7 protein-coding genes are annotated in these 11,049 nt (G+C 68.9%); 1 reads left to right on the forward strand and 6 read right to left on the reverse strand.

Annotated elements, in window-relative coordinates; all coding sequences use genetic code 11:
* Positions 1–110 precede the first annotated feature (110 nt).
* From ACWPXE_RS31460 to ACWPXE_RS31470, 3 genes are all read right to left on the reverse strand, one after another.
* Complete coding sequence (locus tag ACWPXE_RS31460) at positions 111–1,559, reverse strand: aminotransferase-like domain-containing protein (protein ID WP_454020967.1); 1,449 nt, start codon at positions 1,557–1,559, stop codon at positions 111–113.
* 410 nt (positions 1,560–1,969) lie between these two features.
* On the reverse strand, positions 1,970–4,789 hold the full coding sequence (gene ppc, locus ACWPXE_RS31465; protein ID WP_454020968.1) for a phosphoenolpyruvate carboxylase: 2,820 nt from the start codon (positions 4,787–4,789) through the stop codon (positions 1,970–1,972).
* Between the two features lie 310 nt (positions 4,790–5,099).
* Positions 5,100–5,972, reverse strand: coding sequence for an SMP-30/gluconolactonase/LRE family protein (locus ACWPXE_RS31470; protein WP_454020969.1), 873 nt, complete (start codon positions 5,970–5,972; stop codon positions 5,100–5,102).
* A 241-nt stretch (positions 5,973–6,213) separates the two neighbouring features.
* Between ACWPXE_RS31470 and fbaA the strand changes: the two genes are divergently transcribed.
* Complete coding sequence (fbaA, locus tag ACWPXE_RS31475; protein ID WP_040138070.1) at positions 6,214–7,293, forward strand: class II fructose-bisphosphate aldolase; 1,080 nt, start codon at positions 6,214–6,216, stop codon at positions 7,291–7,293.
* A gap of 44 nt (positions 7,294–7,337) precedes the next feature.
* Here fbaA and ACWPXE_RS31480 read toward each other — a convergent pair whose 3' ends face one another.
* The 3 genes from ACWPXE_RS31480 to ccoG form a co-directional block, all read right to left on the reverse strand.
* Entirely contained in the window at positions 7,338–8,156 is an 819-nt protein-coding gene (locus tag ACWPXE_RS31480) for a GH12 family glycosyl hydrolase domain-containing protein (protein ID WP_454020970.1), read from the reverse strand.
* 77 nt (positions 8,157–8,233) lie between these two features.
* On the reverse strand, positions 8,234–9,088 hold the full coding sequence (locus tag ACWPXE_RS31485) for a glycosyltransferase (RefSeq protein ID WP_454020971.1): 855 nt from the start codon (positions 9,086–9,088) through the stop codon (positions 8,234–8,236).
* A 244-nt stretch (positions 9,089–9,332) separates the two neighbouring features.
* Positions 9,333–10,811, reverse strand: a complete 1,479-nt coding sequence (gene ccoG, locus ACWPXE_RS31490; protein ID WP_454020972.1) for a cytochrome c oxidase accessory protein CcoG — start codon at positions 10,809–10,811, stop codon at positions 9,333–9,335.
* Positions 10,812–11,049: the final 238 nt, after the last annotated feature.

The raw sequence follows: 11,049 nt of genomic DNA on the forward strand, positions 1-11,049 counted from the left end.
ATTCCGCAAGCGTGATTGACTGCATTCAATGAGGGCTGTGTATGGAAAATCCTGATTTTTCGGGAGGCGATCCCAGCAATGCGACACTCTGAAGCAGGCTTTGATGGCCTTCAGATGATGACACCCGCGGTGGCGGGGGGCAGGACCAGGGCGTCGGCCAGGATCTCCAGCGCGCGGCGGGTCTCGTCGCGGTCGAGCGGGGCTCCCAGGCAGAAGCGCAGGGCCGCAGGCACGTCCGGTGTGGTGGCGAAAGCCTCCGCGGCCACCGCCGAGATGCCCCGGCTGCGCAGGTGGGCGGTGAACTCCCCGCCGGTCCAGCCGTCCGGCAGGGTGAGCCAGAGATGGAAGGCCTCCCGCTTGGTGACGATCCGTTCCGCCGGCAGAAGCGACTCGGCGAGCGCCCGGCGGGCCATGGCCTCCGCCCGGATGGCATCGCGCACGGCCTCTGCGGTGCCATCGGCGATCCACAACCGGGCGATGGCGGCGGACAGCGGGGCGGCGATCAGCGTGGTCGCCCGCTGCGCCACCGCCACCCGGCGGGCCTGCCGGGCGTCGGGCGCCGCCACATAGGCGATGCGCAGCGCCGGGGACACGCATTTGGCAAGCCCGGCGACGTGGTAGGTCAGCTCCGGCGCGAAAGCGGCCAGCGGCGGCGGCGCCGTTTCCGGCAGCGGGCCGTAGATGTCGTCCTCGATGATTGGAACGCCATGGTCGCGCACCGCTGCCGCGACCGCCCGCCGCCGCTCCTCCGGCATGGTCGCGGTGGTCGGGTTGTGGAAGGTGGGAATGCAGTAGAGCGCCTTGGGCCGGTGCTCGGCCAGGGTGGCGCGCAGAGCATCAGGGTCGATGCCGTCCGCGTCCATGGGGACGCCGACCACCCGCAGCCCGAGTTGGGCCGCGGCGGCGCGGAAGCCGGGATAGGTCAGCGCCTCCGCGCAGACCGTGTCGCCGGGGCGGGCCAGGGCGGACAGCAGCGCGAGCAGGGCGGCCTGCGTGCCGGGTGCCACCAGCACCCGCTCCGCCGTCAGGCCGGGCAGGCGATGGCGCAGCCAATGCACCGCCGCCTCGCGGTCGTCCGGGCTGTCGGCCCCGTCCGGGTAGCGCAGCAGGTCCGGCAATCCCAGAGCCGCGGTGGCCGCGGCGACCCCGCGGTTCATGCGGGCGGTCAGGGCGGTGGAATCCTCCGGCTGTGGTGGCTGGTTCATCGCCATGCTGACGGCCAGCGGCACCGTCGCAACGGCGGTATGCGGCTCCGCGGCGAAGGGCGGGGGAACATGGCCCGTCTTGCGCACGAAGGTGCCTTGTCCAACGCGCGCGTCGACCAGCCCGCGGTGGCGCGCCTCCCCATAGGCGCGGCTGACGGTGGTGAAGTCGATGCCCAGCCGGTCGGCCAGGATCCGCTGCGGCGGCAGCCGGTCGCCGGGCCTCAGCCGCCCCGCCCCGATGTCCGCCGCGATGGCGTCCGCGATGGCGATGTAGACGGGGCGGCTGCGGTCTTCCAGGGAGGGCGCCCAGTCGTTGGGGTGCGCGGCGGTTTGGGGGGTGGGAAGCGGCGGCATGGCGATCCTTGCAGGGAGGCGGGGCGCTCCCTTCCAGACATTAGGCCCGGCATTGTATGGATTGTCAATATGCGCGTCGTGAAGTTTCACCGGCCGCGCCAGCCCTCTCGTTCATAGCGGGGTGCAGCGCCCTGGACAACAGGCTTCACAGCCAAAGCGTGCGCAGAAAAAAGGCCACCGGGGCGGGCCCCGATGGCCTTCGAGTCTAGGGAGGAAACGTCCAGGACGTCGCACCGGCCGCCGCAACGGCGGCCCACAACGCTTGAACACAAGAGAAAGCATACTAATATATTAATATGAAAGCAAGCAGGAAATCAGGGGTGGCAATCCATTTTCGATGCCGGCCCACGGTTTCGCCGCCCCACTTCCGTCCCGCCGGAGCGACGGGACGGAAGCGGCAACCGTAGAGGTCAGCCGCTGTTGCGCAGGCCGGCGGCGACGCCGTTGATCGACATCAGGATGCCGCGCCGCACCCGCTCGTCGCTGCTGCCGGCGCGGTGACGCCGCAGAAGCTCGACCTGGACGTGGTTCAGCGGGTCCATGTAGGGGAAGCGGTTGCGGATCGACCGGGCGAGCAGCGGGTTCTCGCCCAGCAGCTCGTCATGGCCGGCGATGGCCAGCAGATGGCGGCGGGTGCGCTGCCACTCCTCGCGGATGCGGCCGAAGATGCGCTCGCGCAGCTCGACGTCCTCCACCAGCTCCGCGTAGCGCGAGGCGATGGCGAGGTCGCTCTTGGCCAGCACCATGTCCATGTTGGACAGCAGCGACTTGAAGAAGGGCCAAGCGCGGTTCATGCGCTGGAGCAGGGCGAGCCCGTCCGGCTCCTCCTTCAGCCAGGCCTCCACGGCGCTGCCGAAGCCGTACCAGCCCGGCAGCATCAGGCGGCACTGCGCCCAGGAGAAGACCCAGGGAATGGCGCGCAGGTCCTCGATGCGGTCCGACTTGGTGCGCGAGGCCGGACGGCTGCCGATGTTCAGCGTGGCGATTTCCGAGATCGGCGTGGCCGTTCGGAAATACTGGGTGAAGCCCGGCGTCTCGTAGACCAGCCCGCGGTAGGCGCCGAAGGCCAACTCCGACAGCCGCTCCATCGCCGCGTAGAAGGACTCCGCCGGCTCGACCCGGTTCTCCAGGTCGAGCAGGGTGGCCTCCAGCGTCGCCGCGGTCAGGACCTCCAGGTTGCGCTGCCCGACCTCGGGCCGCCCGTACTTCGAGGCGATGACCTCGCCCTGCTCGGTGATGCGGATCTGGCCGGACACCGCGCCGGTCGGCTGGGCCAGGATGGCCTGATAGCTGGGGCCGCCGCCGCGGCCGACCGAGCCGCCGCGGCCGTGGAACAGCCGCATGCGCACGCCGTGCCGGTCGAACAGCTTCGCCAGCTCGATCTCCGCCTTGTACAGCTCCCAGCCGGAGGTCAGGAAACCGCCGTCCTTGTTGCTGTCCGAATAACCGAGCATCACCTCCTGCTCGTCCCCGCGCGAGGTGACCAGGGCGCGGTAGGCGGGCAGGGTGAACAGCCGCTCCATCGTTGCCGGGGCCTGCCGGAGATCCTCGATGGTCTCGAACAGCGGGACGATGTTGAGGCCGAGCGCCGGGGCGCCTTCCGCGCCGGGGCGCAGCAGGCCGGATTCCTTGAGAAGAAGCGCCACCTCCAGCAGGTCGGACGCGCCGTCCGTCTTGGAAATGATGCTGTTCGGCAGGGCGGCGGGTCCGTAGGTTTCGCGCAGCTGGCGGGCGGCGAAGAAAATCGCCAGCTCGCCCGCCGTCTCCTCCGAATAGGCGTGGTAGGGCGAATGCAGCGGCCGCGGGCTCTGGATTTCCTCGGCCAGCAGGGCGATGCGCTCGTCCTCCGACAGGGCGGCGTAATCGGCGCAGCGCCCGGCGACGGCCAGCAGCTCCGCCACCGTGCGCTGGTGCACGTCGGAGTTCTGGCGCAGATCGATGGGCGCCAGATGGAAGCCGAAGGTCTTCACCGCGATGATCAGGCGGCGCAGCCGCCCGGCGGCCAGACGGCCCGCCCCGTGGGCCTTCAGCGAGGTCGCCAGCACCTCAAGGTCGGCCAGCAGCTCGGCGCTGGTGGCGTAGGGATCGCCCTTGCCGACCGCGTTGCGCAGCGCCTCATGCTGGTCGAGCGTGCGCGAGGTCGCCGCCAGACGGGCGTAGATGCCGGTCAGGGCGCGGCGGAACGGCTCGTCGGCGCGGTGCGGCGAATGGTCGGGCGAGCGCTTGGCCAGTTCCTCCAGCTCCGGCGAGGTGCCGAGCAGCAGCTCGGACAGCGGCAGCTCGCCGCCCAGCTCGTGAATCTCGGTCAGGTAGTGGTCGAGCGCGGCGGTCGATTGCAGGCGCATCGCCTCGCGCAGGATCGGCGCCGTGACGAAGGGGTTGCCGTCGCGGTCGCCGCCGATCCAGGAACCGATGCGGAAATAGGGCGGCAACGACCACTCCCGCTCGGGGAAGCGCTTGGCCAGCAGATCCTCGAAGCGGCAGAACAGCTTCGGCAGCTCGGAGAAGAAGGTGTCGGTGTAGTAGGAGATGCCGTTCTTCACCTCGTCGATCACGGCGAGGCGCTGCGGGCGCAGCATGCGGGTGCGCCACAGGGTCAGGATGGCCTCCTGAAGCGCGTCCATGTTGGCCTCCGCCTCCTCCGGGGTCAGGCGGGAGCGGTCGCGGGTGTCCAGCAGGGACGCCACCTTGTGCTCCAGCGCCAGGATGCTCTTGCGCTGGACCTCGGTCGGGTGGGCGGTCAGCACCGGGCTGACTTGGGCGATGTCCAGCACGCCGGCCAGCCGGTCCGGCCCGACGCCAGCGGCCTCCAGCCGCTCCAGCGCGTAGGGCAGGGTGCCTTCACGCGCCGGCGAGCCGGCGATGGCATGGTCGCGGGTGCGGCGGATGTGGTGCTGGTCCTCGGCGATGTTGGCGAGGTGCAGGAAGTAGGAGAAGGCGCGCACCACCGACATCATCGTGTCGCGCGGCAGGCCGTTCAGGATTTCGGCCATCTCGCGGCGGGCGGAGTCATCGTCGTCGCGGTTGAAGCGGACCGAGGCCTGGCGCACGCTCTCGATGACGCCGTAGACGCCGTCACCCTCCTGCTCGCGCACCGTGTCGCCGAGCAGGCGGCCGAGCAGGCGGATGTCCTCGCGCAGCGGGAAATCCTTGTCGTCGATGCCGGTGTCGGTGCCGGTGTCGATGGTGTTGGCCGGAGCGTCGGGGCGGAGGGCGGCGTCGGTGGTCATCGTGGGTCGCTCCGGCTGTGCGAAGGTGGAACCGTCGAAAGGATCGGCGTGCAACTGTAAAGCAGTTTGCTGCACCTGCTAAAGCCCTTTTCCCCTTGTGGGAGAACGGCTTCGGCAGGGTTGCGGACGCCGCCGCCCCGGTTGCGCCGGTTGCGCTGCGGTGTCCGCACAGATCTATCACTTGGCGGCGGGACCCGCCACGGCGGCGCGCGATCCTTCCGCCATGCGGTGACGGCTGCTGTTCAGCGTTGCATTTATACTAGTATATCAAATCCACTGGCAAGGCTTGAGGCTGGGACCCGCGGCGTGTTCAGGGCGCGCCGAACCGACCCGCCGGCAGCCCGGCGACGCCGGGGGTACAGGCGAACAGCCCACCGGCGAGCGGTTCCCCGGCCGGCGCGTCCTGGGCGGCGGTGGTGATGAACAGCCGATCCAGCCCCGGCCCGCCGAAGGCGCAGGAGGTGACGTTGGACACCGGCAGCCGCACCACCCGGTCCAGCGTCCCGTCCGGCCGGAAGCGGCTGACCCGCCCGCCGCTCCAGTGGGCGACCCAGAGATGGCCCTCGGCGTCGCAGGTCATGCCGTCGGGATAGCCGTCCTCCTCGCCGAAGCGGAGGTGGACGCGCTTGTCGGAAAGGGCGCCGTCCGCGGCCAGGGTGAAAGCGTAGATGGTCCGGGACGGACTGTCGGTGTGGTAGAGCGTCCGCCCGTCCGGGGCCAGGGCGGGGCCGTTGCTGACCCTATAGCCCTCGTCCACCCGCGCCACGGAACCGTCCGGCCCGACGCGGTAGAGCGCGCCGGAGGCCTCCTGTTCCGCGTCGTCCATGCTGCCCACCCACAGCCGGCCCGCCGTGTCGGCCATGGCGTCGTTCAGCCGGTTGCCGGGAGTGTCCTCCTCCAGCCGGAGCATCTCGGGTCCCACCGAGAGCCGGTCGCCGTCGAGCGTCAGGCCGACCAGCCGGCGCGAGCGAAGCCCGGCGACGAAGCCGGCGCCGTCCGCCCGCTCGACCAGCCAGCAGGCGGCCTCCTCCAGCGGCCAGTCGCGGCCCCGACCGTCGGCGGGGCTGTAGCGCAGCAGGCGCGACCCGCGGATGTCCACGGCGAACAGGGCGTTGCGCGACGGCGACCAGACCGGCCCCTCGCCGAGCTGCGCTCCCGCCTCCCAGACACAGTGAGCGTCCATGGTCCCGGTCTCCTTGCTGTTGCTGTCCTGCGGGATGCCGCGGGTCTTTTCGTCACAGGTCCGGGGTGACTTTCGCGGCAAGTCTTTTGCAGCGTTCCGGCGCGGGAAGTGGCAAAAAGAGCGCGTGGCGTTCGCCGGTCCCATGCCCATATGGGGCTTGACCGAACGATCGAACCGACGTTTGAACCGAAGTTCGAACCAGAGTTTCAAGGCAGTATTTTTCCGAGGGAGGAATTCACCCATGTCTGCCCCGACCCGACTGAAGCCCGGCGTCGTGACCGGAGAGGACTACCGTGCGCTGATCGCCGCCTGCCAGGACGGTGGTTATGCTCTGCCGGCGGTCAACGTGGTCGGCACCAACGGCATCAACGCCGTCCTCGAGGCGGCGGCGAAGAACCGCTCCGACGTGATCGTGCAGCTCTCCAACGGCGGCGCCCGCTTCTACGCCGGCGAGGGCATGAAGGACGCGCTCCAGGCGCGCATCCTCGGCGCCGTGTCGGCGGCCCAGCACGTCCATCTGCTGGCCGAGCAGTACGGCGTCTGCGTCGTCCTGCACACCGACCACGCCAACAAGGGCCTGATCCCCTGGGTCGAGGGCATGATCGGCCATGGCGAGGAGCATTTCCGCCGCACCGGCCGTCCGCTGTTCAGCTCGCACATGCTCGACCTGTCGGAGGAGTCGCTGGACTTCAACCTGTCGGAATGCGCCCGCGTCCTCAAGCGCCTCGCCCCGCTGGGCATGAGCCTGGAGATCGAGCTGGGCGTGACCGGCGGCGAGGAGGACGGCATCGGGTCGGAGGACCTGGACGCCGCCAACAACGCCCACCTCTACACCCAGCCGGAAGACGTGCTGCGCGCTTATGAGGAGCTGTCGCCCATCGGCCACTTCTCGGTCGCGGCCTCCTTCGGCAACGTGCACGGCGTCTACGCGCCGGGCAACGTGAAGCTGCGCCCGGAGATCCTCGGCGCCTCGCAGGCCCTGGTGGCGGAGCGTCACGGCGGCGGCGCCAAGCCGCTGGCCCTGGTGTTCCACGGCGGTTCGGGGTCGGAGAAGGAAAAGATCGCCCAGGCGGTCGGCTTCGGCGTGTTCAAGATGAACATCGACACCGACACCCAGTTCGCCTTCGCCGAGTCCATCGGCGGCTTCGTGCTGGAGAACGAGGCGGCCTTCCGCCATCAGATCGACCCGCAGTCTGGCAAGCCGCTGAAGAAGCTGTACGACCCGCGCAAGTGGCTGCGCCTGGGCGAGCAGGGCATGGTCCGTCGTCTCGACGAGGCCTTCGCCGATCTGGGCGCCGCCGGCAAGTCGCTGGCCGGCTGATCGGTCGGAACATGGGGGTGGGGGGCCGGTACGGCCGCTCACCCCTACACCGACGGCGGCACCACGATCACCGACTCCGGCGGTGTCGCAACCATCGCCGGAGCGGGGGGAGCCGTGAAATCCACGGCCAGTTGCTCCACCGTCATCGACCCTGTGCCCGCCGCCACCTCCGCGCCGAACTGGAAACCCAGGATCCAGTCGGTTTCGCTGACGATCCCGCGGGTCTGAAGCCCATCCAGCAACCCGTCCAGGTCCAGCGTCCCGGCCAACCGGTCGTCGCCGTATTGCAGGACCGTGTATTCCCAGTCGATCGGGTTGCCGTCCACCCCGCCGCTGAACAGCGGCTTGTTCCACAGCGTGGCGTCCCCCTGAGCGTCGGTCAGCGTGGCGACCGGCTCCCCGGCGGGGGTGAAGTAGCCGCTGTGCAGCCACACCATCACCTCGTCGGTCACGCCCGCGATCCCCTTGGCCGGGTCGTCGCCGATCCACAGGCTGACCGCGACGTTGTAGAGGTTCGTGGCACCGGTCAGGCCGACCTTGTAGGTCACGTCGAAATTCGGCAGGTCGGCGATCCGCGCCGGCAGGACCGCGCTGGTGGACGGCGCGCCGTTCCACGGGTTGACGCCGTGGGTCAGCTCCGGATAGGCGCGCACCGGGTAATTCTCGTAGGTCAGGGCGCGCCGGCTGTCGTAGGGCCAGCTCCAGCTGATCACCGTTCCGTTCGGAGAGGTCGCCTCGTTGATGGCGATTGACTGCGTGAAATCCTTGCCGTTGCGGTAGCCTCCCGGATTCCAGACGTTGCTGCTGGCCGCCCAGCCGCCCGCCTCCAGCCGGTCGGCGCTTCCTTTCAGCGTGGTGGTCATGATGGGTCCCCGCTCCGTCCTGTTCTGTCCGGCGTCGGGGCTTCAACAAGGGCGGACGGCGATGATCGCGGCGGCGCTCAGCGCCTCATGGACAGCCGGAGGTCGATGTCGCGGGCGAGCCGATCCATCGGGCTCGACGGCTCGATGGCGTCGAACCACTTGTTGTGCCAGTGAAAGCAGAAGGCGCCGGGGAAGAAGCTGTCGAGGTCGAACGCGACCGGTGACGTCTTCATGAATTCGTTGAAGTGCAGCACCGGGTTGTCGATCCACCCGGCGTCGAACCAGGGGCACGGCAGCACGAGGATGTCCAACGGCGTGTCGTAGACCAGTCCGGCCTGCTGGAAACCCCAGCCGCGGCCCCGCTCACGAATGAACGCGATGTTGCTCTTCATCGCCTCCGACCGTGGGGTGGGCGAGATGTAAAGCGCGCCGTTGGGATAGCTCTGCCGCTCCCAGCGGTAGGCCAGGATCTTGCCGGGAAACTGGTTCAGGAGCGGCGTGACGCTCCGCAGGAACAGGCAATCGAGGTCGAACCACACGCCGCCGTGTTTGTAGAGAAGAATGTACCGGACGATGTCGGAATAGAAGGACGCGTCGATCGACCGTCCGAAATCATAGCCTTCAAGAAAGGTCCCGCGGCATTCGTCACGTTCGGAAAAGTCACGGATTTCGGCGTATTTGCTGATTTCGTCCCGATACCCGTTCTCGACGCCGTTCTGCGTCCACAGGATGATTTTGTTCGCACGGCCACGGACGTTGAACAGGTAACAGCTTTTGATCGAAATGAGGTGCTTCTCGTTCAGCGCGCCGTCCCAGTAGGCGTGGAAGGTGAGCGGTTCGGCCGGGGGCGTCTCGTCCTTGAGGAGCTTGGCGACTTCGAGCGAGAGGAGTTCGTCGGAAAAATCCTCCGGCGCGAATCGCAGCACTTCCATCGATGGACCCTTCACGACGCCGTTCCCGGGGCGGGTCGCCCGCCGAACGCCGTTATGCAACAGGTTCGGCACGGCAGGCAACCTCACCCCCGACGGAACGCAGCCCTCACTTGCCCTTGCGGGTCAGCAGGAAGGCGAAGACGCCGATGGTCACGACGAACACGCTGACGGCGCCGACCAGGGCGATGTAGGTGGTGGTGTCGAAGTTCATGGCGCAACCTCCTTGTGTTGAAGTCAGGCGGAATCAGGGACCGAGGAAGACGGTCTCGTGCTGGACGGTCAGCCCGTCCGGCTGGCGGGTGACGACGAAGGCCGTGGGGGTCGAGGGCTGGCGCAGCGCCTCCTTCGGCACGCGGACCAGCACGCGGTGGGTCGCCACGCTGTCGGGATCGGCCTGGATCAGGACGGAGCCCTCCGCCGCCTCGCCCGCGCCGCCGGCCACCGTCAGGGCGGCGCCGGGAAGCCCGCTGAAGGACAGGCGGTAGGTCTGGGCCTCCCGCGTCATGTTCAGCACCTTGACCGTGTAGGCGTTCTGGATGTCGCCGTTGGACAGGGTGACGAACAGCGGCGCGCGGTCGCGCAGGATGTTCACGTCCACCTTCGGCTTCAGCACCAGCCCGGCGGCCATCATCCCGCCGACGACGGTCAGCAGCAGCGTGTAGATGATGGTGCGCGGGCGGATCGGCTTGAACGTCGGCTTGGCGCCGTTGGCCCGGGCGATCTGGGCGTTCAGGGAATCGAAGCGGACCAGATCGCCGGGCCGCCCGATCCTCGCCATCACGTCGTTGCAGGCGTCCACGCACAGGCCGCAGCCGATGCAGGCAAGCTGCGGGCCGTTGCGGATGTCCACCCCGGTCGGGCAGACATGGACGCAGGCCCCGCAATCGATGCAGTCGCCCAGCCCCGCCGCCCTGCGCTCCTCCCAGCTTTGCGAGCGCTTCAGGTGGCCGCGGCCCTCGCCGCGCCAGTCCTCATAGGTGACCGTCAGGCTGTCCTCGTCCTGCATCGCCGCTTGGAAGCGCGGCCAGGGGCACATGTAGATGCACACCTGCTCGCGCGCGTGACCGGCCAGCAGAAAGGTGGTCGCGGTGAACAGCCCGATGAACAGCAGCACGGACGAGGACGCCTCGAACCGCAGCATCTCCAGCGCCAGCGTCGGGGCATCGTTGAAGTAGAAGACCCAGGCCCCGCCGGTCAGCAAAGCGATCAGCAGCCACGCGGCGTGCTTGGCCGCCTTCTTGCCCAGCTTGGCCGGCGACCAGGGGGCGTGGTCGAGGCGGATGCGGTCGCCGCGGTCGCCCTCGATCCGGCGCTCCACCCACAGGAACAGGTCGCTCCACACCGTCTGCGGACAGGCGTAGCCGCACCAGACGCGGCCGGCGAGCGCGGTCGCCAGGAACAGGCCGATGGCCCCCAGGATCAGCGCGCCGGTCAGGTAATAGACCTGCTGCGGCCACAGCTCGATGAAGAAGAAGTACAGGCGGCGGCCCGGCATATCCACCAGCACCGCCTGATCCGGCGCGTTGGGGCCGCGGTCCCAGCGAATCCAGGGGGTGACGTAGTAGAGGCCGAGCAGAAGGATCAGCGTCAGCCATTTCAGCCGGCGGAAGGTGCCGGCGACCGACTTCGGGTAGATCTTGTCGTGCTTGGCGTAGAGGTTGCTCTTGCGCGCGGATTCAGCGGTGCGGGAGGCGGTTTGCGGTTCGGTGGTGGAAACGCTCATCATGCTCGTCCGTGGTTCGGCCCGCGGACAAATGGGCAGGGGCGGGGCAGGGGGCGGGCCATTCCCGCAGGCTAGGGAGACGACGCGGCGCCGCCTTTGCGAATCCGCAAACGGACGGGGGTTGGGTAGCGATTTTTGTCGGGGGGCGTCGGGTGTGGCGCCTGCCCCCACCCTAACCCTCCCCGCTAACGCAGGGGAGGGAACTGCCGCCGCTTTGCGATAAACTCCCTCCCCTGCG

The organism is Azospirillum sp. Marseille-Q6669, assembly GCF_965111635.1.

Excerpts from the sequence above, each read along its gene's own strand:
- ACWPXE_RS31460 (WP_454020967.1), bottom strand. The coding sequence starts at position 1,559 with ATGCCGCCGCTTCCCACCCCCCAAACCGCCGCGCACCCCAACGACTGG.
- ACWPXE_RS31485 (WP_454020971.1), bottom strand. The coding sequence starts at position 9,088 with ATGGAAGTGCTGCGATTCGCGCCGGAGGATTTTTCCGACGAACTCCTC.
- ppc (WP_454020968.1), bottom strand. The coding sequence starts at position 4,789 with ATGACCACCGACGCCGCCCTCCGCCCCGACGCTCCGGCCAACACCATC.
- ccoG (WP_454020972.1), bottom strand. The coding sequence starts at position 10,811 with ATGAGCGTTTCCACCACCGAACCGCAAACCGCCTCCCGCACCGCTGAA.
- ACWPXE_RS31470 (WP_454020969.1), bottom strand. The coding sequence starts at position 5,972 with ATGGACGCTCACTGTGTCTGGGAGGCGGGAGCGCAGCTCGGCGAGGGG.
- fbaA (WP_040138070.1), top strand. The coding sequence starts at position 6,214 with ATGTCTGCCCCGACCCGACTGAAGCCCGGCGTCGTGACCGGAGAGGAC.
- ACWPXE_RS31480 (WP_454020970.1), bottom strand. The coding sequence starts at position 8,156 with ATGACCACCACGCTGAAAGGAAGCGCCGACCGGCTGGAGGCGGGCGGC.